Origin of the sequence: Pedobacter superstes (genome assembly GCF_037622515.1) — a bacterium.
Taxonomy (GTDB): Bacteria; Bacteroidota; Bacteroidia; order Sphingobacteriales; family Sphingobacteriaceae; genus Paradesertivirga; species Paradesertivirga superstes.
Genome location: NZ_JBBJCN010000005.1, coordinates 166,859 through 192,706, shown reverse-complemented (window position 1 = coordinate 192,706; position 25,848 = coordinate 166,859). Strand labels below are relative to the sequence as shown.

At 42.0% G+C, this 25,848-nt stretch carries 19 protein-coding genes; 10 read left to right on the top strand and 9 right to left on the bottom strand.

The window, feature by feature from the left end; translation table 11 throughout:
* The first annotated feature begins 1 nt into the window (after position 1).
* The 7 genes from WG906_RS14920 to WG906_RS14890 all read left to right on the top strand — a co-directional run bounded on the left by WG906_RS14920 (position 2) and on the right by WG906_RS14890 (position 11,033).
* A complete protein-coding gene (locus WG906_RS14920; protein ID WP_339993582.1) occupies positions 2-3,010 on the top strand; it encodes a type I restriction endonuclease subunit R in 3,009 nt (1,002 codons plus the stop codon).
* Between the two features lie 71 nt (positions 3,011-3,081).
* Entirely contained in the window at positions 3,082-3,834 is a 753-nt protein-coding gene (locus WG906_RS14915; RefSeq protein WP_339993580.1) for a restriction endonuclease, read from the top strand.
* 33 nt (positions 3,835-3,867) lie between these two features.
* A complete protein-coding gene (locus WG906_RS14910; protein ID WP_339993579.1) occupies positions 3,868-4,527 on the top strand; it encodes a hypothetical protein in 660 nt (219 codons plus the stop codon).
* A 630-nt stretch (positions 4,528-5,157) separates the two neighbouring features.
* Entirely contained in the window at positions 5,158-7,566 is a 2,409-nt protein-coding gene (locus WG906_RS14905) for an N-6 DNA methylase (protein ID WP_339993578.1), read from the top strand.
* A complete protein-coding gene (locus tag WG906_RS14900; RefSeq protein ID WP_339993577.1) occupies positions 7,559-8,464 on the top strand; it encodes an AlbA family DNA-binding domain-containing protein in 906 nt (301 codons plus the stop codon). Before WG906_RS14905 ends, WG906_RS14900 begins: the two co-directional genes overlap by 8 nt.
* Before the next feature lie 532 nt (positions 8,465-8,996).
* Positions 8,997-9,425 carry a hypothetical protein gene (locus WG906_RS14895; RefSeq protein WP_339993576.1) on the top strand — a complete coding sequence of 143 codons (429 nt, stop codon included), beginning with the start codon at positions 8,997-8,999 and terminating at the stop codon, positions 9,423-9,425.
* A 153-nt stretch (positions 9,426-9,578) separates the two neighbouring features.
* Positions 9,579-11,033 (top strand): FAD-dependent oxidoreductase, encoded by a 1,455-nt coding sequence (locus WG906_RS14890; RefSeq protein WP_339993575.1) that lies wholly within the window; start codon positions 9,579-9,581, stop codon positions 11,031-11,033.
* A 758-nt stretch (positions 11,034-11,791) separates the two neighbouring features.
* On the opposite strand, the gene WG906_RS14885 is transcribed toward WG906_RS14890, so the two are convergent.
* The 9 genes from WG906_RS14885 to WG906_RS14845 form a co-directional block, all read right to left on the bottom strand.
* Entirely contained in the window at positions 11,792-13,321 is a 1,530-nt protein-coding gene (locus WG906_RS14885) for a pectate lyase family protein (protein WP_339993573.1), read from the bottom strand.
* Positions 13,322-15,794: 2,473 nt separating this feature from the next.
* Positions 15,795-16,595: an SGNH/GDSL hydrolase family protein gene (locus WG906_RS14880; protein WP_339993572.1), complete on the bottom strand. Its 801-nt coding sequence runs from the start codon at positions 16,593-16,595 to the stop codon at positions 15,795-15,797.
* Positions 16,596-17,150: 555 nt separating this feature from the next.
* Positions 17,151-18,269 carry an ABC transporter permease gene (locus WG906_RS14875; RefSeq protein ID WP_339993570.1) on the bottom strand — a complete coding sequence of 373 codons (1,119 nt, stop codon included), beginning with the start codon at positions 18,267-18,269 and terminating at the stop codon, positions 17,151-17,153.
* The gene (locus tag WG906_RS14870; protein WP_339993569.1) at positions 18,266-19,372 is read right to left on the bottom strand and encodes an ABC transporter permease; all 1,107 of its coding nucleotides are present in this window, start codon (positions 19,370-19,372) and stop codon (positions 18,266-18,268) included. The genes WG906_RS14875 and WG906_RS14870 overlap by 4 nt, the downstream gene beginning before the upstream one ends.
* Before the next feature lie 187 nt (positions 19,373-19,559).
* Positions 19,560-20,306 carry an ABC transporter ATP-binding protein gene (locus WG906_RS14865; RefSeq protein ID WP_339993568.1) on the bottom strand — a complete coding sequence of 249 codons (747 nt, stop codon included), beginning with the start codon at positions 20,304-20,306 and terminating at the stop codon, positions 19,560-19,562.
* Positions 20,303-21,226 (bottom strand): ABC transporter ATP-binding protein, encoded by a 924-nt coding sequence (locus WG906_RS14860; RefSeq protein WP_339993567.1) that lies wholly within the window; start codon positions 21,224-21,226, stop codon positions 20,303-20,305. Before WG906_RS14860 ends, WG906_RS14865 begins: the two co-directional genes overlap by 4 nt.
* Positions 21,223-22,164 (bottom strand): HlyD family secretion protein, encoded by a 942-nt coding sequence (locus WG906_RS14855; RefSeq protein WP_339993566.1) that lies wholly within the window; start codon positions 22,162-22,164, stop codon positions 21,223-21,225. The genes WG906_RS14860 and WG906_RS14855 overlap by 4 nt, the downstream gene beginning before the upstream one ends.
* A 2-nt stretch (positions 22,165-22,166) precedes the next feature.
* Positions 22,167-23,435, bottom strand: a complete 1,269-nt coding sequence (locus WG906_RS14850; RefSeq protein ID WP_339993564.1) for a TolC family protein — start codon at positions 23,433-23,435, stop codon at positions 22,167-22,169.
* 11 nt (positions 23,436-23,446) lie between these two features.
* Positions 23,447-24,052, bottom strand: coding sequence for a TetR/AcrR family transcriptional regulator (locus WG906_RS14845; RefSeq protein WP_339993563.1), 606 nt, complete (start codon positions 24,050-24,052; stop codon positions 23,447-23,449).
* 209 nt (positions 24,053-24,261) lie between these two features.
* Between WG906_RS14845 and WG906_RS14840 the strand changes: the two genes are divergently transcribed.
* From WG906_RS14840 to WG906_RS14830, 3 genes are read left to right on the top strand one after another with little or no spacing between them, the layout of a single operon-like run.
* Positions 24,262-24,465: a helix-turn-helix transcriptional regulator gene (locus WG906_RS14840; RefSeq protein WP_339993561.1), complete on the top strand. Its 204-nt coding sequence runs from the start codon at positions 24,262-24,264 to the stop codon at positions 24,463-24,465.
* Positions 24,458-24,781, top strand: coding sequence for a HipA N-terminal domain-containing protein (locus WG906_RS14835; RefSeq protein WP_339993559.1), 324 nt, complete (start codon positions 24,458-24,460; stop codon positions 24,779-24,781). Before WG906_RS14840 ends, WG906_RS14835 begins: the two co-directional genes overlap by 8 nt.
* A gap of 2 nt (positions 24,782-24,783) precedes the next feature.
* Positions 24,784-25,704, top strand: coding sequence for a HipA domain-containing protein (locus tag WG906_RS14830; protein WP_339993558.1), 921 nt, complete (start codon positions 24,784-24,786; stop codon positions 25,702-25,704).
* Positions 25,705-25,848: the final 144 nt, after the last annotated feature.

Here is a 25,848-nt window from a genome sequence, read left to right as displayed (position 1 = left end):
CATGGCAAAAGGAATCCACACCGAACAAACATTTGAAGCAGCAATAGAAGAATCGTTAACCAGCCAGGGAGGCTATATAAAAGGTTTCTCCGATGATTTTGATGCAGAACTGGGTTTATTTCCCGGTTATATCACGGGTTTTCTGAAAGCATCTCAACCTAAAGAATGGGATAAAATCTCAAACATCCATAAAACAGATATTGAGAAAAAAGTTCTCCAGCGCTTATTAAAGGAATTGGATTTACGAGGTACGCTGGATGTAATTCGTAACGGCTTTACCGATTATGGTGTAAAGTTTAAAATGGGTTATTTAAAACCCGAGTCGACCCTTAACGCCAATGCAGAACTGCAATACCAAAGCAATCAGCTATCGGTAACCCGCCAGCTATTTTACGAGCGTAAGGGCAGCAATTCGCTGGATATGGTTTTAAGCTTAAACGGTTTGCCTATCGCTACCGTTGAGTTAAAAAATCAGTTTACTGGTCAGGATATTAACCACGCCAAAAAGCAATACGTATACGACAGGGAAGCAACGGAACCAATCTTCCAGTTTAAAAAACGCAGCCTGGTGCATTTCGCTTTGGATGCCGACGAATGTTCTATGACTACCAAGCTCGCCGGAAAAAGTACCCGTTACCTTCCTTTTAATATAGGTAAAGATAACGGCGCGGGTAATCCGCTAAACCCGGATGGTTACCGTACCTCCTACTTATGGGAATATGTATGGGCGAAGGATAGCTTTATGGATATCATCGGCAAGTTCCTTCATTTAAGTTCGGAAGAATACGAGTTCGATGGTGTTAGCAAGGTTAAAGAAACGATGGTGTTTCCGCGTTACCACCAATTACAGGTGGTTCGCAAATTGGAAAGGAATGCTCGTGAACATGGTGCAGGCAAAAATTACCTGATACAGCATTCCGCAGGTTCGGGTAAGTCCAATTCCATCGCTTGGTTATCGTATCGCTTATCCAGTCTGCATGATGCCAGCAACGAGCGTATTTTTGATTCAGTCATTGTAATAACTGACAGAAAAGTATTAGACAACCAGCTGCAAAACACCATTTATCAGTTTGAACACAAGCAAGGCGTTGTACATAAAATAGATAAAGATTCGCAGCAGCTTTCTGATGCTATTTCTTCCGGTTCAAATATCATTATCACCACGCTGCAAAAGTTTCCTTTCATCTTAGACAAGATAGAAACCTTGCCTAATCGCAAGTATGCAGTAATAATAGATGAGGCACATTCATCGCAAGGCGGCGAAGCGACAAAGAAAATGAAAGAAGTGCTTGCCGCTAAATCACTGGAAGAGGCGGAGCAGGAAGAAACATATTCCGGCTTAGATGAAGATGCCGAGGATGAAATTCGCAAGTCGATGCAGGCCCGAGGCAAGCAGGACAATTTAAGCTTCTTTGCTTTTACGGCAACACCTAAAGCCAAAACCATTGAAGTGTTCGGCACACCGGATACCAAAGGCATTCCAAAGCCCTTTCATGTATATTCCATGAAGCAGGCCATTGAAGAAGGCTTTATTTTAGATGTGCTAAGCAATTACACTACTTACAAAACTTTCTTTAAGCTGTCTAAGCAAATAGAAGACGACCCGGCGGTTAATAAAAAGCAGGCAGCACGGGCAATCGCTCGTTTTCTATCGCTGCACCCACATAACTTGGCTCAGAAAACCGAAGTAATGGTGGAGCATTTCAGACAGGTGGTTTCTAAGAAGATTGGTGGCAAGGCAAAAGCAATGGTAGTAACCAGTTCGCGTTTGCATGCAGTGCGTTATAAAGAGGAGTTCGACCGCTACATCAAAGAGAAAAACTATACTGATATAAAAACTATAGTAGCTTTTTCGGCCAAGGTGATGTATGACATGTATCCCGAAGGAGTCACTGAAGTTGAACTAAACGGCTTTAAAGAAAAGGAACTTCCAAAGAAGTTTAATACCAACGAATACCAGTTACTGCTGGTAGCAGATAAATACCAAACCGGTTTCGACCAGCCCTTACTGCATACCATGTATGTAGATAAGAAACTGTCAGGCGTTAAGGCGGTGCAAACACTTTCCCGCCTCAACCGCATGAGCGCCGGAAAGGAAGATACTTTTGTGCTGGATTTCGCCAACGAAACACAGGACATATTAGATTCCTTTCAGCCCTACTACGAATTAACTACTGTAGAAACAACCACCGACCCGAATCATTTATACGATTTAAAGACCGAGATTACAAAAGCGCAGGTTATTTGGGATACGGAAGTAGATAATTTCTGCAATGTTTATTTTAAATCGGCGAAAGCTTTTTCGGCTACGGAGCAAAAGAAGCTGTATGCGTATATGGGTCCGGCGGTAGACCGCTACAAACAACTGCCTCTGGAGAATACCAGTGATGATATCATCACCACACAGTCTACGCAGGAAGGCTTTAAGAATTCCCTTCAGTCGTTTGTGCGCTTGTATTCTTTCCTTACTCAAATAATGCCCTTTAAGGATGTGGGGTTGGAAAAGCTATATACCTACGGCAAGTTTCTGCTTCGCACCCTTCCACGTAACAGTAGCGACCGCTTTAAACTAGGCGACGAGGTTTCACTGGAATACTACAGACTGCAACGAATCAGTGAAACTAACATAGCGCTTGAGCCTCTTGGAGAGTATGGCTTGGATGGTTCAAATGAATCCGGCATCCGGATGAACAAGGAGGAAAGGGCTGCCCTTTCGGAAATTATTGAGGTGTTGAATAAGAGGTTTTCAACGGAGTTTGGTGATGCCGACAAATTGTTCTTCGACCAGATAGAAGCGGAATTAATTGCAGATTCTAAATTAGTTCAGCAAGCCAGATCGAATACCATTGAAAATTTCAAATTCGGCTTTGATGATATCTTCATGGATAAGCTAATTGGCCGCATGGAGCAGAACCAGGATATTTTTTCTAAGATGATGGATGATCAGGAGTTTGGAGGGCTGGTGAGGAGTTATATGTTGAAGAAGGTTTATAATAGTTTGAATGGATAGGGGGTTAAAAATAAATAGGGGATACAATTTAGTTACACACTCGCAGAAAATTTCAATTAACATAAACTCCAATGATCCCTATTTATAATTTAGAACCTTCTGACTGGCGTGATTTGCAAAACAAAGTTGCTAAGATATATTTAGATCTTGGCTTTAATGCAACAGTAGAAAAGGATATTCAAACAGCAAGGGGAGTGGTAAACGTCGATGTATATTGTGAAAAAACAACAGATCATTTAGTTGATATAAATATAGTTGAGTGCAAATATTGGACAAGTGCTGTCCCAAAAACCATAATTCATTCTTTCAGATCTGTAATTGCAGATTATGGAGCTAATATGGGGCTCATTATATCAAAAAATGGGTTTCAATCGGGTGCATTCGAGGCTGCTAAAAACTCAAATGTTGCGCTTTTAACATTTGATGAATTTCAAAATTCATTTAGATCTCGTTGGTTAGAATCAGTAATCGATTCACTTGAAGAGGTGGGTTATCCATTAAGGAAATACTGCGATCCCCTTGAAACTTTTGCAGCTCGGGAATACGATAAGTTAACACGTGAAAAACAGTTACATATCAACGGATTAATGAAAAAGTATTATGCTACATCCTCATCTACTATGCGAATACTTTATAAAGATGTGATGAGTGGAAAATTAATGTTGGAGTATATAGATAATAGAATAAGAAAAGAGGGAGAACAACTTAATGGAAAACCAGTTACTTGCTTAATGACATATTTTGACTCTTTATATGCTACTTGCTTGTTGGCTGTAAAAGAATTTGATGAGGCCTATGGCAAGAAACTTAGAAAGTGGGCATAACTGGCAAACCTAAAACAATTTTAATGTTAAGCAATGGGAGAAACTCTTGAGAATCTTTTAGACTTGTATCAGGAAAATCCAACCGTAAAAAGTCTAGTGGAATTACTAAACTTAGGTGGTTTTCCCATCGGTTCTGTAATAGATGGATTGCTTGGAAAGTACATTACTGAGTATAAAGAAAAAAAAATAAAAATTTTTTTTCAGCAAAACACGGGGGAAGCGGTATTATCTCCTGACGTAATAGAAAATCAAGAATTTTTGCATGCTTATTTTTCTACGGTTAACTATGTATTAAGAACAAGATCCGATGAAAAAATAGAAAGATTTGCAAAAATTTTAAAACATTTGTATAAAGGCGAGATTAACATAGACCAGTTTGAAGACTACACTGCAATCTTTAATGAATTGACGGATAGGGAGTTTGCAATTCTAATGATTAAGTTTAAATATGAAGAAAAATTTGCAGATAAGGATGAAGTTTTTCGGATGAAAAACATGAGCTCTTATTGGGATGATTTTAAATTGGAAGTATGTAACAAGATAGGTATTACTACCGAAGAACTTAATCCTATGCTTCTTAGAATTCAGAGAACTGGTTGTTATCGTAAACCAGATAATTATTTAGGGGCCAGTTCTGATCAGTGTGGATTGACGACTGAATTATTTAATAGGATTTACCAGATGGTTAAATAACCGCAAGTCTGTGTAGCCCCCTTTAGAGCAAGTATGCAGGGTGGCAATGAGCAGAGGGTACTTGTGCTTTAAATGAAAACAAACAACAGATTGAGAATGCGAATCTGAGTCTGGTATGCAAAGGCACAAGCAGCCATTCGCCCAGGGCTAAGGCTGCATGCTTGCGCCAAAGTGGGGGGAAAATGCTAACAAAAGCAAGGGTAAGGAATTACGCCTATTATTTATTAATTACGTATTATGAAGTTACATGAAGCTATTTATCTAGTCTTAGAAGAAACGAGTTTCCCTTTAACACCGGTTGAAATAGCACAAGAGATAAATTCTAGACAGCTATACAAACGAGGTGATTCTAAGCTATTAACTAGCAGTCAGATTGATGCCAGAGTTAATCAATACTCTCATCTGTTCGACAATATTAACGGCCGCATTATTCTTAGTAGTGATAAGAGGTGGAACGCGCTGCTTTCTTCATACTGGTACATTGCAAATATTTTAAGGGGCACCTATACCAATACGGATTTGCAGTTTATCATAGCGGGCTTATTCTTTTATAAAAGACTTTATGACTTAAGTCCGGATTCGGAAATTTCCAAACAGATTACTCTTCCAACTTATAAGTCATACGGTTTATTGAAGTCAACGCACAGCCGTGACTGGCTGCAAAGCATATCTTACATTGATAGTGACAACCGATTTCCGGTTCACATTTTCACCGATATCAGTAACTTACTAGAAAGACTTGATTTAGAAAAACTAAGAGATGTAATATTAAATCTAGAAGCTATAGATACAAGCCTACTTTCAACCGAAGAATTTGGTGCTGCGTTTGAGTATATTCTAGAGCTCAATTTATCAGATAATTTTAAGTCTGAATTAGTTCGTACACCTCATCAAGTTAGTGAGTTAATGGTAGGGATATTAAATCCTAAAGGTGGAAGCTTGTATGATCCTGTTTGCGGAACTGCAGGATTATTGACAAAAGCGTTTAAGGTAAGTAGAGAATCTCTCTACATCAAAGGTACAGAAATCAACTATCGAACTACTCAATTAGCATTCATGAACCTGGTAATGAATGGGGCGTTTCATGTTGAAATTAAAACAGAAGACTGTTTTAATGAGTTAAAGTCAGATAATAGCTACGATTACATTATCGGTGATCTTCCATTATTGAGTGCCCCTAATCCTGATATCCAGTTAGAGTTGAATTCTCGTTGGGATATTCAGCTTCCAAAGAGTGGACGAGGGCTAAGTAGTCTGGTTCTTTTTATATTATCTAAATTAAACAGCAAAGGAAAAGCGGTGTTCACGGTTTCTGATTCATTTCTTGATTCTGGAGGAAGTGAACAGAAGGTCCGGAACTTGCTATTGCGAGAAGATTTCATAGAAACTGTGATAAGTCTCCCTTCCGGAAGCTTGAAACCATATACAAATGGAAAAGCGTCAATTATAGTATTAAGTAAAAGAAAGCCTTCTTACTTAATCGGCCACGTGAAATTTATAAATGTCGAAAATACCGGAACCAGCAATAGGAACATAAAATTTAATACAAAGCAGGTTATCGATTCGTATAAGGAAAAATATATAGACGATAACACTGTTCAGATAGTTTCCACAGCAGATATTTTAATCAGAGATACCCTTCAAGTTAAGTTTTATATCGAAACTTTTAAAGAGGTAAATAACCTACTTAATGAAAATAAAGCTGTCCTCTTATCTGATTTAGTGCATATACAGGCTGGAAATACGATTAACAACAGGGGAGATATAGGGTATAGTGAAGGTATACCATATATCAAGATAGAGAACTTAGAAAAAGATATCCTGGATATGTATCTTTCATCTAATAGATTTGAAAATTATGTTAGGTCTCCAAACTACCAACGTCTCGTTTTTAGGTCAGAAATGCTTTTAGTCGCACGACTCGGGGATAATTTGAAACCGACTTATTTTAAACCGAGTTCCAAGATTCCAGAAATAATCACTCATACGGGGGTCTTCTCATTGGTACCTACCGGACAGCATTCTCTAAATCTTGAGTATCTGTATTATCAGCTTTATTCCCCGGTAGTTGTAAGCCAAATTGAACAAAAGAGAAGTGGCGCTGCAATGCCATTTATAAGCATCAAAGCGCTGAAACAAATTGTAATACCTTACATGCCTTTAATTTCTCAGAATGAATTTATCGCAACCCAAAAAGCGAATATTATCGCGAGCGAAAAAGCGAAGGTTAATCAACGCTTAAAAGCAATTGGTTTCGAAGAGCAGGAAATTCAGCTAGAGTCGGATATTGTTCGCACTCTTGTACATGAGTTAAGGCCAAAACTGTTAAATATCAGCACTTTGAGCGGTAAGATAAAGCGGATTATTAATAAGAACAGCCTTGAAAAGGTTACTGAATATGACGAAGAAACTTTTGTAGAGAATATTGATATTGACTTGGTAAATGAAATTGAGCCAACTGAAAACTATAATTTATTGGATGTGTGTACGAAGCTCTTGGATGATTCTAAACAATTGAGTGATATGTTGTCAACAGTGAAAGATGTAATGAGCTTTAACCTGAAGCCAACTGATTTTATTGAAGTAGATGTATTTCAGCTTTTTGAAGAATATTTGAATTCAAAACGATTGGAGATAAGAAGTCGTTTTTCTATCGAACTTAAAGGCGCTCATGTAAGCGCATTCATACACGACAAATCCTTCAAAACAATTATTGATCAGCTTTTAATTAATGCTGAAAAACATGCTTTTAAAAAAGGCTCTAACGTCAATAAAGTACAATTTACTATTTCAGAAGATAGAAGTAGAGACCTTCTTGTTATAGAATACAGCAATAATGGAGAGGCATTTCCCCTTAGTGAACAAAGCTATATAGCACCTTTTACAAAGAGTAAAAACAGTTCAGGCTCAGGGATCGGGGGTAATTACATCTTTAGGATAGTAAAAGCACACGGTGGCAATTTAGCTATAAAAGAAAATGTCAAAAAAGGATTTTTTTTGACGATTGAAATTCCCAAAAACCTTAATCAATATGAATAATATCTTACTAGTGGATGATGACGAAGCTTTCAAAGAAAGCTTTTTAATTGAAGCTCAAGCCCGAGGCTTCCAGTTAATTTATAAAAGAAGCTTTGAAGGACTTCAGGCAGTCATGCCAAAATTGAATTCGAAAATTGTTGCTGTCATACTTGACATCAAATGTTTAATCAGTGATGATCAGGAAATTGAACACGAAGGATTTATAGGTACAGCAACAAAATATTTAGATGTTAATTTTCCTCACTTTCCTAGGATAATATTAACAGGTGACGACGACGCATTTGATGGATATAGAAGATTTACTTCAGGTGAAGATATTTACCAAAAGACACCAGATGGATTAATCAGCTTATTTGAAAAGTTAAATTATTACGTTCAAAATCCAAGAATAAACGAAATTCAATCAATGATTAATGGTGGTGAATCGAAAGTTATAGAATTTAAATCGTCATTAAGATTTTGCTTAAAAACTGAACAAGCGTTGAATACAGTAGAGCATAGTACCTTCAAAAATATAGCAGCATTTCTAAATACCGGAGGCGGTACTATCCTTATTGGCATAGACGATAACGGAAACGTTATAGGCCTGGACGAGACCGACTTTCCAACTTTTAAAGGTAAAAATAAGGAAGACGAATTTTTAAAACACTTTGATAACCTTGTTCAGAATTATTTCGGTAATGCTTTTACTGGAAAATTTGATGTGACATTTAAATATCTAGGCGGTAAAACCGTTGCATTGGTGCAAATAAACGAAAAAGCGTCTAATCCGGTGTTTTTAAAAATGAGAGATAAAAACGGCCATGAAAAGGAAGCTTTTTACGTGAGAAGACTTGCAAGTGCAGTCGAATTAAGTATGAGAGAGTTTGCTATATATTCGAGAGAACACTGGGGGTAGAAATCCTTTGATGTCCCATTTTTTCTCTGCTCATGTTGGTGTTGTCACCAACAAAGGCTAAACTCTGTAATTGACATCTCTGAACCGTCGGACCAGATACTTTAGTTCTATCTTTGCTAAAGAAACCTGCATGAGCCTGCCCGAAAAGCAGGCGGGCTTTCCGCGCACAAACCGAAATGAACTTAGCGAAGCGTTCTCTTGAACACCGCTGATAAAATATAAACGAGTGAAAAATAAGCTCATGCAAGCCCGCCCGGCCATGCCGTTCGGACGGGCTTCATAGCCGATAAAAAACAAATATATTCTGATGAAACCATCATGAGCAAACCGCTCACCAATAGCAATGAACTTAGCGAAGCGTTCTCTTGAACACCTCTAAAAAAATAATACCTGTGAAAAATATGGTCATGATAGCTTCATAGCCTATAAAAAACAATTATATTCAAATGAAACCATCATGAGCAAACGCTCACCAATAGCAATGAACATACTCATGATAGCGTCATAGCCATTAAAAGACAAATATATTCTGATGAAAAACTATCCGATGCTTATCAAACGCAGCTATTTTTTCACCGCTTTCGGCGCGGCAATATGCCTCTACATGGTTTACGAATCGTTGACGCTTCCCGCCGGCAAAGATTTGAAAGGAAACTTTAAAGAACTGGCCTTTTATCGCAACGAGCAAAACACAGGGCCGGTACTTCGTGTATATGCTGTTTCTGTGGAGGACACCGTTTGGAAAGAAATGGAGACTTATGGTAAACAGATGCCACATACAAAATACGGCAATACAAAAGTGTATTATTTCCTCAAAGGAAACTCTGACCAGAAATATCTTTCACAGGAAGACGGAAATATTTTGCCCCCATTCAAGGACGCCTGCATTGCAAAATTTGAAAAGGGAGTCATGAGCCAAACTGTGTTAGTAAAGTTTCCTTTCGGCCCTAACGAAGAATAGATCTATGGATTTACGATTCGAATTATAGATCATAATTTATCCACACAATAAACGTTACAAAAACCAACTGAAATACAATATAAAACGGCTTTACCTTTTTTTCTGGCTGTAATCCAGGCAATCCCGAAAAATTTCAAGCATTATTAAACAAGATTGAAAACCACAAAAAATACGAGCCCTTACTGGGCTGTTTGTCCTGAATGCAACGGACGAAGCAAAAAACGCCGAAAGCTCCGTAAGAAAGTGCGGCTCCTTTACCAGATAGCATTAAAAGAATTCGAAATAACAAATGGCGAAGGAACGCCTCCTGTTCCCCCTAAGGGTGACTTATATCCATGCCTGGATTGCAGCGGATCCGGTTTAATTTCGTCCGCCAGTAAACCAATTCCGACTAAGGAAATTTATCCGCATGTAGCCATTATTGGCGGTGGTATTGGCGGAGTTGCGCTGGCTGTAGCTTGTTTGCACCGCGGGATTCCTTTTACGCTTTATGAGCGAGATACTGGCTTCAATACACGTTCTCAAGGCTACGGCCTTACGCTGCAACAAGCAAGTAAAGCGATTGAGGGATTAGGGATTTTCTCTCTAAAAGGAAGATTGATTTCAACAAAGCATGTGGTTCATAACCCCGATGGAATAGTGATTGCAGAATGGGGAGTGAGGAAGTGGTTGCAAAAGAATGAAACAGGGTATCCAAAGCGCACCAATGTTCATATCGCCCGTCAGTCTCTGCGTTTAGCCCTGTTGGAGCAGCTAGGTGGAAATGATGCGGTGCAATGGGGACATCAGCTGGTAGATTTTAAGAAGTCTAAGAATGATGGCGTTGAACTTAGTTTTTCATTGAATGGAGAGATTAAAACTCACCGGGCAGATTTGATAGTTGGAGCCGATGGCATTCGCAGTTCGGTCCGGAGCTTGCTCATTGGCGAGAATAGTACACCCTTGCGCTACCTTGGTTGTATAGTTATATTGGGCATCTGTTCGCTCGAGGCTCTTGAAGGTGTTGAGAGTGCGCTGCTGGACTCTGCCACGGTATTTCAAACCGTAAATGGGAATGAGCGAATTTATATGATGCCTTATTCGCAAGATGCGATAATGTGGCAATTTAGCTTCCAAACGCCTTTAGAGGAAGCTAAAGCGTTGAGTGCGCTGGGAGCAAAAGCACTCAAAGAAGAAGCAATTCGCAGAATGCAATGGCACCATCCCGTTCCCCAGATTATAGCAGCTACTTTGGAAGCTCAGGTGTCAGGCTACCCTGTTTATGACCGTGAATTACTCAGGCCAGAATTGCTGGCCACGGGCGGACCGGTGACTTTGATTGGAGATGCGGCCCATCCGATGAGCCCGTTCAAAGGACAGGGTGCAAATCAAGCTTTGCTGGATGCCTTAGCTCTTGCTCGTGGAATTGCAAAAGGATGCAGAGCCCAATCTGATTGGAGAGACGCCGGATTGAGGGAAAGCGTATTGACTGAATTTGAATCAGAAATGTTAGAACGCAGTGCTATCAAAGTAAAAGATTCAGCAGATGCAGCAGGGTTCTTACATTCAGACATTGTGCTGCATGAAGCCGATGAACCAAGAGGACGGGCCAGGAATGGCCTCAACTAAATCCTGTCCAAAGGAGAGGACTTTGGGATTTTGCATTTCGACGAAAGGAGAAATCTCTTGAGTATGAAAGATCAGATGTATCGCTGCTCTCGACATGACAAAGTGTGCTAACAGGGTGTATCAACAATTGCCTCGGCAATCCTAAGCGCCATGCCTGCGAAAGGGCAATTGCTCTGCATTAGGATTCCTGTCTGCACAGGAATGACGGGGACGGGTTGTCGGACGAGTGTCGTTATTGCTGAATGATAATCGTCGTGCTTAGAGCGACGTCATTGCCGATCTGATCGGCGATCCTAGAGCGCCATGCCGGAAAGAGCACTTTGCTCTGCATTAGGATTCCTGTCTGCACAGGAATGACGGGGACGGATTGTCGGACGAGTGTCGTTATTGCTGAATGATAATCGTCGTTTTTAGAGCGACGTCATTGCCGATCTGATCGGCAATCGTAATGCGCCATGTCGGCAACAAGAGCCATGTACTTGTTCGAGCGCATATCGCTATTTAATCCCCCTTGTCATTTCGACGAAAGGAGAAATCTCTTGAGCATGAAGATTAGATGTCTCGCTGCTCTTGCCATGACAAAGTGTGCTAACAAAGTCTATGATCAAGTGACGCAGCCCCACCCGGGACATTTCCTACCAGCCCCATCACCCAGCCTTCCATCTAAAGCAAAAGCCCAACCTCTTTTTTGAGATTGGGCTTGTTTGTTTACTTATCTTTCAAACCAGCCTCTTTATTTGCCTGGTCTCAGATTTTGCTTAACTAATTGAATCGATGTTGTTGCCCAGATTGCGGTAATTGATTTTTTCCTGGGGATTAGTCCCGTTAAGGAATTCTTCAACATTAGTATATACATCGCCGTCAGAATCCAAAGCGCCATCTTTGGCATTTTTAGGATCAAGCTTGTTTTTGATTTCCCATGCGTCGGGCATACCATCGCTGTCGGTATCAACAGGTACCCGGGCAGGATCGTATGTCAGGTTTGGATAACCTCCAACTTCGGACACGGCTTTGATGATACCGGTTTGCGTCATTGGTTTTCCTGTGCGCACCATTTCGGTAACCCGGACATCAACCGCATCGCGTTTTGGTAAAGTTGCTCCGGCTTTCGCAAGTACCGACTCGAAAGCGACGCCGGCTGTCTGGTGTGGCGCTACCGGCCATCCTTCGAATGCGGTATTCACGCGCGCAAGGTTCTCTGGTCCGCGCATACCGGCCCAGTTGTTGTTAATTACCTCCTGGTTGCCGTGCATGATATTGCCCGCAACATACCATTTGCCGGGACGATTGGCCGCTTTAGTGTACCAGCCACCTTCGGCCCACGCACTACCGGGAGAATACATACTGCGTTGTTCGATACGGGCGAAGACCGCGCGCATGTCTTCATTGGTAGCAGGCCCCGGTTTGAAATAGTTGTTGATGAGATTGACCATAGAAGTTTCATCTCCGCCATCTATTGAACGGTGACGCCAGTTGAAGACAACATTGTACCGGAAATCAAAGGGACCAGACATGCCTATCGATGGATTGCGGGCAGTATTGCTGGCGAAGAGGTTGTGATGAAATGTAGATGGGTTTCCTCCCCAGGTGCCACCGAAAGCATGTCCCCGGGCATCGAGAGCTTCGCTGGAAATAGTCCATTGAATGGTAATATTCTCTGCGGCATCCTTTATCTGTGTGCTTTTGTCCAGCGATTGTCTCATGTGCCGGTAGAGCGAAATGTTTTCGTCCATACCCCAGCTCGTAGAGCAATGGTCGATGATGATGTGATTGTCTGGATTTCCCCCTATGTTATCATCACCTTGTCCGCCTGTAGGAACTCCACGGCGCACACGCAGGTGACGGATGATGACATTGTGTGTGTTGATATTCAGTGTACCGGCAATACAGATACCATCGCCCGGAGCGGACTGGCCCGCAATGGTGATATCCGGATGATTGATATTAAGATCATCACTCACCTTGAGCGTGCCAGCAACACGAAATATAACAATACGTGGCCCGGCTGTTTCTAAGGCAGCACGGAAACTTCCCGGACCGCTATCGTTAAGATTTGTAACGGCAATAACTTTGCCTCCGCGTCCTCCGGTGGTAAACATCCCTCCTCCCCATGCTCCGGGAAATGCGGGAATAGCACCTTCGGGCAAGCGCGGCGGATGTGGTGGTATTTGTCCGGGTTCAGGCTGCCCGGCGACACTGTTAACATTCTGTGCATTTGCCTCCACTCCCCGACATAAAAAAGCAAGCAGAATCAAGCTTGCGGCGACAATTTGATAGGATCTTTTCATTTTCATTGAATTCTTAATAGAATATTATCATTAATTTATAATCTGTAGCTAAATATATAATAAAGCCATTCGAATAAGTGTAAAATTTACGTTTAATAAGCTAAGATACGGTGTTGAGGGTGATGTAAAAGCTTATAGAATAGCTACAGGATCTTATGAAAAAGGTACAACAAAATTCCGTCATCTGAGGATCGTGAGGTCGTAGCGAGACGCTACGAGCAAGTGGAGGGAAATGATGAAGTTTGCCCTCATTGCCGGGCAGGCTTGTTCTTTTTCTTGATAAAAAGAACGAAAAATCAAGGCTGTCGAGGCTTGAGCTAAAAGATTGAAAGAAAGCTATCTGCAATCCAAGCCGCGGGTCAGGTTTGTCTGGCACGTACTTTTCTAATACGCTTCTCCGGATTGCTTCCTTGCAGCTCTTTAATGTTCTTTTCTGCATGCTTTCTTTTCAACCTTTCTTAACGCTCAATCCTCTGAGGCCGTCCCGGCTGGATGCATTTGACGCATTAAGATCCAACAAGTACTATGCATCCAGCAACCTTCCAATTCGCCGTATCCCAACCCACGGAGACCAGTGAATCCCGCAAGTGCCGGAAAGAGTTCTTGCATCAGCAGGCCCATGCGGGCAGGAAAAGGGCATCGGCTGGTTTCCTGAAGTCTGGGATTGAGCGCAAGAGGAAAGCCAGGCAAAGCCCTGAGCGCTGATGCAAGAACTGCGGGTAGGCCCTGTGCAAAAGGCACCTCGGGATTCACACAGCGAAAGTTATTTATAAGCACTTATTGTTTTCAAAGGTATAAATGGTCTCGTTACGCTCGGCATGGTCCTTTTCGCTGTGAAAGGACTAGGCTCCGCGCCAATGAGCGGACGAAAGGAAATCATGAAAATCTTCTCAAAAAAACAGTGCATCTTTGCCCTCATTGCCGGGCAGGCTTGTCCTTTTTCTTGATAAAAAGAACGAAAAATCAAGGCTGTCGAGGCTTGAGCTAAAAGATTGAAAGAAAGCTATCTGCAATCCAAGCCGCGGGTCAGGTTTGTCTGGGCAGGGACTTTTCTAATACGCTTCTCCGGATTGCTTCCTTGCAGCTCTTTAATGTTCTTTTCTGCATGCTTTCTTTCAACCTTTCTTAACGCTCAATCCTCTGAGGCCGTCCCGGCTGGATGCATTTGACGCATTAAGATCCAACAAGTACTATGCATCCAGCAACCTTCCAATTAACCGTATCCCAACCTACGGAGAACCCGTGAATCCCGCAAGTGCCGGAAAGAGTTCTTGCATCAGCAGGCCCATGCGGGCAGGAAAAGGGCATCGGCTGGTTTCCTGAAGTCTGGGATTGAGCGCAAGAGGAAGCCAGGCAGAGCGCTGATGCAAGAACTGCGGGTAGGCCCTGTGCAAAAGGCACCTCGGGATTCACACAGCGAAAGTTATTTATAAGCACTTATTGTTTTCAAAGGTATAAATGGTCTCGTTACGCTCGGCATGATCCTTTCCGCTGTGAAAGGACTAGGCTCCGCGCCAATGAGCGGACGAAAGGAAATCATGAAAACTTCTCAAAAAAACAGTGCATCTTTGCCCTCATTGCCGGGCAGGGCTTGTTCTTTTTCTTGATAAAAAGAACGAAAAATCAAGGCTGTCGAGGCTTGAGCTAAAAGATTGAAAGAAAGCTATCTGCAATCCAAGCCGCGGGTCAGGTTTGTCTGGCACGTACTTTTCTAATACGCTTCTCCGGATTGCTTCCTTGCAGCTCTTTAATGTTCTTTTCTGCATGCTTTCTTTCAACCTTTCTTAACGCTCAATCCTCTGAGGCCGTCCCGGCTGGTTGCATTTGACGCATTAAGATCCAACAAGCACTATGCATCCAGCAACCTTCCAATTCGCCGTATCCCAACCCACGGAGACCCGTGAATCCCGCAAGTGCCGGAAAGAGTTCTTGCATCAGCAGGCCCATGCGGGCAGGAAAAGGGCATCGGCTGGTTTCCTGATGTCTGGGATTGAGCGCAAGAGGAAGCCAGGCAAAGCCCTGAGCGCTGATGCAAGGACTGCGGATGAGACCTGTGCAAAAGGCACCTCGGGATTCACAAAGGGTTTGGTCCTTTGCCCTACAAAGGACTAGGCCTCCGCGGCCAATGAGCGGACGAAAGGAAATCAGGTTAGTTTGCCCTCATTGCCGGGCAGGCTAGTCCTTTTTCTTGATAAAAAGAACGAAAAATCAAGGCTATCGAGGCTTGAGCTAAAAGATTGAAAGAAAGCTATCTGCAATCCAAGCCGCGGGTCAGGTTTGTCTGGCACGTACTTTTCTAATACGCTTCTCCGGATTGCTTCCCTGCAGCTCTTTAATGTTCTTTTCTGCAAGCTTTCTTTCAACCTTTCTTAACGCTCAACCCTCTGAGGCCGTCCCGGCTGGATGCATTTGACGCATTAAGATCCAACGGTTATTAAGCATCCAGCAACTCAAGGCTCCAGGATTTATCAACTTATTTATATTTATAAGCCTTCAAAAATTTAAGCCTAGTACTCACCTGTCTGATCCATTCGCGGGCCATTAGTTCATGCCCGGCTACGGTAGGATGAATTCCATCCCAGGTCCAGTAATCAATGGGGGCCTTTTTCGATGCCTTTTCGAAAACCGCCGGAAAATCTACAATTACAGCATTAAATTCCTGAGCCAGCTTTTTTATTCTTTTTGTAAGTTCTGCTACGGTATCCTGGTAAGGCTGCCACTTTTCCTTCACCCTGCCTACAGGATAAACAAAAGGCAAACAAAGCACAAAAAGAGTTTCAGCATTTTGTTGTTTGCTTTGGGAAAGAATATCTCTGTAAGTAGTTTCAAACAGATCATAATCCTGCACTCCTGTGGCCTGGCTGCTTATAAACCTGGAGGCATCGTTTATGCCAACTAAAACGCTTAATACATCAGGCTTAAGATTCAATGTATCGGTTTGCCAGCGGTTTTTTAAATCAGGAACACGGTTTCCGCTAATTCCCCTGTTATAAAAAGTTAGCTGCGATGCGGGGAAGTCGGCTCCAACACGGCTTGCAACAGAAAATGCATAGCCATGCCCCATAATATGATTAGGATCGTTATTACGCCCGCGATTACCATCAGTAATCGAATCTCCCTGAAATAGAATCACCAGATTTTTTCCGTCAGCAGGTGAAGGAAAATCATTTTTGGATATCGCTTTTGCAAATGTTCCGTCGATTCTGAAAGCTGTTGCAAGGCCAAGGATAGCTGATGAACGAAGGAAAATCCTTCTTGATGTTTTATTATCCATATTAAGAGTTTTCTTGGTGTAGAGATGAGCTGCCTAAATGCAATACTGCTCCAGGCATCTTTATATCTAAAGTATAAAAATAAATAGAGACTTGCCTTGCAGCATCTAAAGTGGTATGAACCCATTGCTGGATGCAGATAGCAGGATTTATAAAAACGATGACAACATAATTCCGAATTCCTGAGACTTGAAGCTGGGGTTTAAGAGTGGGGAGGCCGTGAGGATCGGCAAGCGACAAAGGAAAGCAATACCAGGCACTCCTCTGATCCGCTCAGCGCTACGAGCAGTGGAGGGGAAATGATGAACGTTTGCCCTCATTGCCGGGCAGGGCTTGTTCTTTTTCTTGATAAAAAGAACGAAAAATCAAGGCTGTCGAGGCTTGAGCTAAAAGATTGAAAGAAAGCTAGCTGCAATCCAAGCCGCGGGTCAGGTTTGTCTGGCACGTACTTTTCTAATACGCTTCTCCGGAGTTCGTCTCTGCAGCTCTTAATGTTCTTTTCTGCATGCTTTCTTTCAACCTTTCTTAACGCTCAACCCTCTGAGTCGGCGGGCACATCAACTCCTTTTATGGTAGCTCAAAACCGCCCAGCCGTTAAGTACCAGACCAAATCCAAGCATCGTCAGAATATGCCCCGAAATGTCGTACAACCCGCTTCCTTTCAAAACTACAAGACGCATCACCTCCACAAAATAGCTGACTGGATTTAAGCGGGTGATCATTCTCGCCCAGTAGGGCATACTGTCAATTGAAGTGTAAAGTCCGCTGAGCAAGATAAACACCATCATCAGAAAGAAAGAAATAAGCATCGCCTGCTGCTGGTTGCTGGTATAATTTGAAATGAGCAGGCCTAAACCCAGTATAGCGAGCAGGTATACCGCGGCAAAAACATAGATCACATAAAAATGGCCAAGAGGAATGATGCCGTAAATTACTCTGGCAATGGTTAAGCCAATAGTGAGGATCACGATCCCCAATATCCAGAAGGGGATCAGCTTGCCTAAAATAAAATAATGCCTTTTTATGGGTGTAACATTTATCTGTTCGATTGTTCCTATTTCTTTCTCTTTCACAATGTTTAATGTCGCCAGAAAAGATCCGACCATAGTAAGCAGGATCACCAGGATGCCTGGCACCATAAAATGTTTATAATCCATCCTGGGATTGAACCAGTTAGAGTAAGTAATATCCACCACCGGCTCCGGATTCATCCTCGGGAACTGCACCCATTTCAGACGTACTTCGCGGTTGAAATCCTGGAAGATCATGGATAGATAGGCACCTCCTAAATTTGCTTTCACACCGTTTATGGCATTTACCGATATGAAAAGCGTGTTCTCATTTTCCCGCACCAGATCTCTTTCAAACCTGGATGGGATGCTTAGTATAAGGTCCGACCGGTCTTCTTCGATATCGCTCATCGCTGTTTTATAAGAACTGCTGAAACCCGTCAGTTTAAAATAACCTGAAGCCGTGATTTTTGAAACAAGCTGCTGCGAATAGGATGAATGGTCCAGATCGACTATACTCAGTTTAATATCTTTCATCTCATAATCTGCCGCAAGAGGAAGAATTACCAACTGTATGATGGGCATTATAAAAATAATACGCAGGATGGCAGGATTGCGGAAGATTTGACGGAACTCTTTCTGAAGCAGAAACTTTAGTACTCTCATACCAGCCTGATTTTAAATTTCTTAATGCTTAAACCAAGCAGAAATATCATCATACCCGCCAAAACCAGTGTTTCTTTCCATATTGCCGAAAAGCCGACTCCCTTAATCATGACTGATTTCACAATAATATAATACCATTTCGCGGGAACAGCATTCGACACAATTTGCAGGGGTAAAGGCATATTCTCAATCGGAAACATAAAGCCGCTCAGCATGATGGTTGGAAGAAACATTCCCGTAAGGGAAATGAACATAGCAGTTTGTTGCGAATCGGTACCGGTAGAAATCAGAAGTCCCAAGGCTAAACAAGTAAGCGTAAATAAAATGCTTTCGAACATTAATAAGGTAATACTGCCATTAACCGGAACATGCAGCACGAAAACACTAAGCAATAAGATGCTGCAAATGTTTACAATTGACAATAAGAGGTAGGGCACAGCTTTGGCGATTACAATTTTCAGAGGCTGGACCGGGGATACCAGCATTACTTCCATGGTGCCGATCTCCTTCTCTTTCACAATGGTGATGGCTGTCATCATGGTGCAAATAAGCATTAATACCATAGACATTACCCCCGGTACAAAGCTGTAAGCTCCCTTCAGTTGCGGATTATAAAGCATCCGGTATTCAGTTTTGATGGTATAGGGTAGCTTAAGGTCATTATTGATCCGGTTCTGGTAATCCCTGATAATTGAACTGGCATATGAGTTTATCGTATTGGCTACATTCGGGTCAGAAGCATCAGTAATTAGCTGTACCTGTGCTTTATTGAAATGTCGCAGATCCTCAGAAAATTCCTGAGGGAAAACCATTATCATTTTTATTTTACCCTTTCTGAATTCGGGCTCTATTTCTTTGTAAGAGGAGAGCTGCTTTTGAACCGTAAAATAATCGCTGGCATCTATCTCTCCAATTAATTCTGTACTTGCCGCATCCTTTGACTGGTCGAGAATAGCAATAGCCGAATTTTTCACTTCATTAGTTAAGGCGAACCCGAAAATGATGATCTGCACTATGGGCATCACCAGCAAAATAAACAGGGTTCGTTTATCACGGGTAATGTGATAAAACTCCTTTTTAACAAACGAAAAGAATTGTTTCATGAGAGGAGATTAGATTTGAGACCTGAGATCCCGACTTTTAGAACTATGGTGTGCTTCGACTTCTTAGTCCTTTCGACTTGGATGTCCAAATACGATGTTTTCATAATCTTTAGCCAGGTTTTTAATTTTTTAAATTGCAGCTTTTTACTTTTTAATTTTAACTTTCTACTTTCTACTTTCTTCCCTCCTAATCTGCCGTTCTTACTGCCTTCCTTGCGAGCTTTAGAAAAACCTCGTCCATCGATTTTGCTTCATAAGTCTTTTTCAGTGCCGAAGGCGTATCCATGGCCTCAATCTTTCCGTCTACCATAATCGACACGCGGCTGCAATACTCTGCTTCGTCCATATAATGGGTGGTCACAAATACAGTTGTTCCCTGCTCGGCTGCCTGGTAAATTAAGTTCCAGAATTCTCTGCGGGTAACCGGATCTACCCCCCCGGTGGGCTCATCTAAAAACACGATTCCGGGTTCATGAAAAATGGCTACTGAGAAAGCAAGCTTTTGCTTCCAGCCCAGAGGCAGAGATTTAACCAGTTTTTTAGCTTCATCTTCAAGGTGCAGCTGCTTAAGTACGCTGGCCGTTTTCTCTTTAATAAAGGCATTGCTTTTACCATAAATCCCTCCATAGAACTGCATGTTTTCTTTTACTGTTAAGTCTTCGTAAAGTGAAAACTTCTGGCTCATGTAGCCAATATTTCTTTTAATGTCTTCGGTTTGCTTATATACATCGAAGCCCGCTACCGAAGCCTTGCCCGATGTCGGAACTGAAAGTCCGCAAAGCATGCGCATAGCAGTTGTTTTTCCAGCTCCGTTGGCTCCCAGAAAACCAAATATCTCACCTTTTTTCACTTCAAAAGATATCGCGTCTACAGCGGTGAAATTTTCAAAGCGCTTGGTCAGGTTTTCTGTTATTATGGCACTTTCGGTATTCATGAGGCTTTCATTAAAGAGATAAAGCAATCTTCAATCACGGGACTTGCAACAAGCACTTCGACATCCTGGTGTCCTTTTGAAAGGATGAACCGGCGAACTGTTTCCATGTCTGTGTTTTCTTTAAGTACCAAATGGTGATACTCACCAAAGGCGTAGACCTCTTCGGTGGATTCGAAACCTTTTAAATCATTCAGGAGGCTAAACATTTTTGCGGAACGCACGGCCAGCAGGGGCTTTCCAAAGTTTTCGACTATCCCTTTGGGAGTATTGACCGACAGAATATTTCCGGTTTGTATAAGGGCCACCCGGTCGCACAAACCGGCTTCGTCCATATAGGGAGTGGATACCAAAATGGTAATTCCCTGTTGTTTCAATCCCTTGAGCATATCCCAGAATTCCTTACGGGATACCGCATCAACACCCGAAGTTGGTTCATCTAAAAAAAGTACCGAAGGCCTGTGAATCAGGGCACAGCTTAAAGCCAGTTTCTGCTTCATCCCTCCGGATAGCTTGCCTGCTTTTCTGTCTTTAAAAGGTTCAATCTGCGAATAAATCTCTTTCACCAGATCATAATTCTCTTCGATGGAAGTTTCGAAAATGGTGGCAAAGAATTCAAGATTTTCTGCTACCGTTAAATCCTGGTAAAGAGAGAACCTTCCGGGCATATACCCCACCCGTTTTCTGATACTCTTAAAATCCGTTACTACATCAAAACCGTCTACCGTGGCATTTCCGCTATCCGCAAGAAGCAGAGTGGTTAATATTCTGAACAGGCTGGTCTTACCGGCGCCATCAGGTCCGATAATACCAAATAGCTCACCCTGCTCAACTTCGAAAGAAATATCATTCAGAGCTTCGGCAATGGCTTTTTTACTGCCATAGGTTTTCACAATATTTTCGGCTGTTACAGCTTTCATCATTGTTCTTTGTTAAGAATTACTTCGCCGTACATTCCTATTTTGAGATAACCATCGTTTTTGACTCTTACCTTGATGGCGTATACCAGGTTTGCCCGCTCATCTTTAGTTTGAATGGTTTTAGGAGTGAATTCTGCTTTATCTGAGATCCAGGTAATGGTGCCGGTAAATTCTTTGTATTCATCTTCGCCCTTATCTACCAATACTTTAACGTTCTGCCCAAGCTTCACTTCCGAAAGCTGGCTTCCGCTGAGATAGGCTCGAAGTATAATGATACTCAGGTCGGCAATTTTATAAAGTGCCTTTCCGGGGGACGTTACCTCACCCGCCTCCGCATATTTGGTGATTACAGTTCCGTTTATGGGATTAGTGATATTTGCACGTTTTATCTGGTCGTTTATTTGCTCTGCGCGCTTCTGCAATGGCTGACCTTCACTCAATACGCTGCGGTTCTGTGATCTGATGGCACTTTGCTGCACGTTAATCTGCTGACGCGTAACCCCCATTTGCTTTTGGAGAACTTCGATTTGAGCATTGATATCGTCCAGTTGTTTTCCTGTAGCGGCATCTTCTTTCAGCAGGTTTGATATTCGCTTCCGTTCACGTAGTAAGTTAGTTAACTGCGAAGCTTGCACACCTAACTGGTCTCTGAGTAACTCTATCTGCGGACCAGCATCCGCTGTTTTTTGTTGCAGGGCATTAATGCTTGCTTCAACCTGCTCTTTCTGCAGTACCAGGTTTTCGGCATCGATCACTCCCACTATCATGTCTTTGGCAAAGGCTTTCCCTTCTTCAATGTCAAACGATACAATTTTACCGCCGATTTCGGAAGAGACGACAACTTCCCGGGCTTCAAAGGTTCCCGAAGCATCTGCTTTATCTGCATTTCTGCCGCAGGACGCGATTCCTGCAACAAGTACTAAAATCAACAGTGGTTTCATATCTAATTTCCTGCTATAGTATTATAATTTAGTTGGGCCTGTATCAGCTGCAGCTGATGGATGATTAAAGCTTGTCTGGCCTGATCTTCTGCGTTCACCTCCCTTATATAATCGGATGCGCTGATAACCTGATTCTCCAGCTGGGCATTAGCCGCGACTTTTATTTTTCTGCGCAAGGCGATGATTTGTTTGTCCGTTTCAACAAGAGCCTCCAGCTTTTCTATTTCAGACTTTTGCTGACTAAGTTGGCTGGCTGTATTTAATAAGAAGGTTTCCTTCTGTATGCTCACAGATTTAGCATTTAGTTCAGTCAGTTGTCTTTCCTTTCTTGCAGTATATAAGTTGCTGATGTTCCAGTTGAGCCTTACGCCGCCCATGTAAAACCAATCAAATTCATTCTGCAGCATATTTAAGCCCGGTCTGCCATATCCGCCCTGTCCGAACAGACTGGCTTTGGGCAGGTTCCTGGACCACACCATTTGCTTTTGCTGATTAATAAGGTCGGTTTGTTTCTGATACAGAGTAAGCTCGGGGCGTTTAATTTCGGCCTCAATTATTACCGGAGATGGCGGCCGAAATTGTACATTTTCATCTAAAGGTGTTCCCAGGTAGAGGCTTAATGTTTGAACCAAACCCTTGCGGGATGATTTCAGTTCTATATTTCGCTGTTCTGTCTTTAGCTTCTCAGCCTCCAGGCTGTTAAGATTTGAGCGGAACGCAAGTCCGTTTTCAACCAAAGCACTGGTTTTACGAATACCTGTCTCGATATCCGACTCAAGCAGTTCAACTTGCTTTACCTGTTCGTCAAGCAGCAGAATGCCCAGGTAGATCTGGTTTATCCGCTCACGAAGTTTGTAAAGCTCGACTTCATTCCTTTCGGTTTCGACATCAGCGTTTAACCGTTGCAGCTGCTTTTGCTTGCTTATTAATCCACCATCGAACAATACCTGATTCACATCGGCGGTGGCTTTATACTGATCCTTGCTCATCGGATTTACTATTATTCCAGGCAAAGAGATGTTAATCCTGGTAACATCCGACTGATAGGTGGCTTGTCCGTTTAATGCAAGCTGCGGGTAAAACCCTTTATTCAGATTTTGAATGCTGAGATCAGCGGTTTGTTTTATCAGAGCTTTCAGTTGAATAGCCGGGTAGTTTTCTCTGGCGCGTTGCTGTGCCTGTTCAAGACTTAATTCCTGGGCGAATAATGTGCAAGGGCTTATTATTACTATTATTCTAACCAAATAATTTAACCAATTAGCTAACTTCATGACAAATATTTTCACAGTGTAAGTGCCTGTATAATAAATTCAGGAACGAGCTTTTTACGCTCTTCCATTAAGGAAAAAAACTCCTTATCATTAATTCCCGCCACCATCTGAAGCAATGGCTTTCCGATAAAAGGGAACACACAAAGTGCCATGATATTCATCATTAGTTGCGCGGGATGTATTTGCCTGATTTCTTTGGCTTCTATAGCCTGCTGGATTTGCATGATGAATTTTTCCAGTCGGGGTCTGTCTCCGCCCCACATCTTTTTCATAAATTCTTCGGGCTGCTTATGCATTTCGTTCATCACGAAAAGGGGCAAATAAGGATTAGACATTATTTTTTCAATATACTCAGTAGAAAAAGCTTCTATCTTTTGCTTCCAGGACATCTCAGAATTCATGATCACATTTATCCGCGGGACAAAGCCGGCAACGGTTTCAAGGAAGATTACTTCAAACAGTTTGTCTTTGCTTCGAAAGTAATAATGCAGTAAAGCTTTATTTATGCCGGCTTCATCTGCAATGTCTTGCATACGTGCCCCTGCCATGCCTTTTGATACGAAGACTTTCTTTGCGGCCTCTAAAATTCTTTCTTCTGTTGACTTATCTTTTTGCATTAACCATTTAATTTAACCATATGGTTAAATGCAAAAGTAGCACAGTAATTATTATTTCCAAATGTAGAATGCCGTATTCGAATAGTGTTAGGCCCCACTTTTCGTTAATATACCTTTTCGGGTATAAATTCGTCATTTATCAGATGCTTAATCCCGAAAGGGTATAATCTAATTTAATTAGCTATATTTGCACCTTAAAGGGTATAAAAATGCTTTCTAACTATTTGAAGCAAAAACGCAAGGCATTCGGATTCACACAAGAGGATCTCGCGGTAAAAGCGGGTGTGGGCCTCCGTTTTATCAGGGAAATAGAACAAGGTAAAACGACGCTCCGGATGGATAAAGTTAATCAGGTACTTGCTTTATTTGGGGCGCAATTAGGCGTGATATCAAAACAGAAGGACCATGAGTAAACGCGGTATAGTTTTTTATAAAGAGCTTAAAGCGGGTATAGTTGCCGAAACAGAGGAAGGTTATGAATTTGCTTATGCAGCAGAATACCTGGAAATGGAATCTGCTAAGCCAGTAAGTTTAACCTTACCCCTATCTGAGGAAAAGTATACAAGTAGAGTTTTATTTCCCTTTTTCGATGGATTGATACCAGAAGGCTGGCTGCTTGACATTGCCGCAGAACACTGGAAAGTTAAATCTAATGATCGGTTCGAACTATTATTACTCACCTGCCGTGACACTATCGGAGCCGTAACTATTACCCCTGAAGAAATATAGGTATGGCAAATTGTTGGTTTTGTTATCAGGATTCAGGAGATAAGGAGTACCATGAGAAATGCTCCAAAAAGTTCTTCGGAGTACCGGTTGCTCCCAGGCTGGAGTTGAATGACCAGTTATTGAAAGAGCTTGCCGATCAAACTATAAACGAAAGAATCGCGATCACGGGTGTTCAGCCTAAACTGTCGGTTACCTTAGAAAAAAACAAAGAAAATACTCGGTTAACTATTGTGGGACTTTGGGGCGAATACATACTTAAGCCACAACACGGACATTTTACCATGATGCCACAAACGGAGGACCTAACCATGCACCTTGCATCACTATTCAGGATTCCGGTTTGTGAGCATACTCTTCTTAAGACAACAGGTGGCAGCCTTGTTTATCTGGCAAAACGTTTTGACCGGGTAAATGGTGAAAAGGTACACATGGAAGACTTTTGTCAGCTTTCTGAATTTTTAACTGAAAGCAAATACAAAGGTTCATATGAAAAAATAGGAAAACTTATCCATAAGTATTGCACGAATACAGGATTAGATGCCTTGAATTATTTCGAGCTTGTATTATTCTCCTACCTCACTGGCAATAATGACATGCACCTGAAGAACTTCGCCGTAGTGCATGAGGATAATGGCATACATTTAAGCCCTGCCTTTGATTTGCTGAATGTAAATCTATTGAATCCTGCTGACGATGAAGAACTTGCCCTGACATTGAATGGTAAAAAGAAAAAAATTCAGTTAGACGACTTTATAGTTTTAGGAAAGAGTCTCCAAATCCCGCAAAAAGCAATCGAAAACAGTTTTAAAAAATTCACATCAAAAAACAAGCAGATAAACATCTATATTGAATCCTCTTTTTTAGATCAGGAATTAAAAGAGGTTTATAAAGGTATATGGGCTAAGAAGCAGCAAATATTTTAGCTTGCTCCAATATATGATGAGCGAGATGCAGGGTGTCGGATAGTGCAACGCCGGGTTAAAAGTTTGCTATAAGAACTTCCGCAGTCTAAAATTCAACTGATATCTTGTGTTCCGTCCGCTCACTGTCACCTACTCGCAAAGCAC

Bases quoted from the DNA above. Each gene is read 5' to 3' on its own strand.
- WG906_RS14920 (WP_339993582.1), top strand. From the start codon at position 2: ATGGCAAAAGGAATCCACACCGAACAAACATTTGAAGCAGCAATAGAA.
- WG906_RS14915 (WP_339993580.1), top strand. From the start codon at position 3,082: ATGATCCCTATTTATAATTTAGAACCTTCTGACTGGCGTGATTTGCAA.
- WG906_RS14910 (WP_339993579.1), top strand. From the start codon at position 3,868: ATGGGAGAAACTCTTGAGAATCTTTTAGACTTGTATCAGGAAAATCCA.
- WG906_RS14900 (WP_339993577.1), top strand. From the start codon at position 7,559: ATGAATAATATCTTACTAGTGGATGATGACGAAGCTTTCAAAGAAAGC.
- WG906_RS14895 (WP_339993576.1), top strand. From the start codon at position 8,997: ATGAAAAACTATCCGATGCTTATCAAACGCAGCTATTTTTTCACCGCT.
- WG906_RS14885 (WP_339993573.1), bottom strand. From the start codon at position 13,321: ATGAAAAGATCCTATCAAATTGTCGCCGCAAGCTTGATTCTGCTTGCT.
- WG906_RS14880 (WP_339993572.1), bottom strand. From the start codon at position 16,595: ATGGATAATAAAACATCAAGAAGGATTTTCCTTCGTTCATCAGCTATC.
- WG906_RS14875 (WP_339993570.1), bottom strand. From the start codon at position 18,269: ATGAGAGTACTAAAGTTTCTGCTTCAGAAAGAGTTCCGTCAAATCTTC.
- WG906_RS14870 (WP_339993569.1), bottom strand. From the start codon at position 19,372: ATGAAACAATTCTTTTCGTTTGTTAAAAAGGAGTTTTATCACATTACC.
- WG906_RS14865 (WP_339993568.1), bottom strand. From the start codon at position 20,306: ATGAATACCGAAAGTGCCATAATAACAGAAAACCTGACCAAGCGCTTT.
- WG906_RS14860 (WP_339993567.1), bottom strand. From the start codon at position 21,226: ATGATGAAAGCTGTAACAGCCGAAAATATTGTGAAAACCTATGGCAGT.
- WG906_RS14855 (WP_339993566.1), bottom strand. From the start codon at position 22,164: ATGAAACCACTGTTGATTTTAGTACTTGTTGCAGGAATCGCGTCCTGC.
- WG906_RS14850 (WP_339993564.1), bottom strand. From the start codon at position 23,435: ATGAAGTTAGCTAATTGGTTAAATTATTTGGTTAGAATAATAGTAATA.
- WG906_RS14845 (WP_339993563.1), bottom strand. From the start codon at position 24,052: ATGCAAAAAGATAAGTCAACAGAAGAAAGAATTTTAGAGGCCGCAAAG.
- WG906_RS14840 (WP_339993561.1), top strand. From the start codon at position 24,262: ATGCTTTCTAACTATTTGAAGCAAAAACGCAAGGCATTCGGATTCACA.
- WG906_RS14835 (WP_339993559.1), top strand. From the start codon at position 24,458: ATGAGTAAACGCGGTATAGTTTTTTATAAAGAGCTTAAAGCGGGTATA.
- WG906_RS14830 (WP_339993558.1), top strand. From the start codon at position 24,784: ATGGCAAATTGTTGGTTTTGTTATCAGGATTCAGGAGATAAGGAGTAC.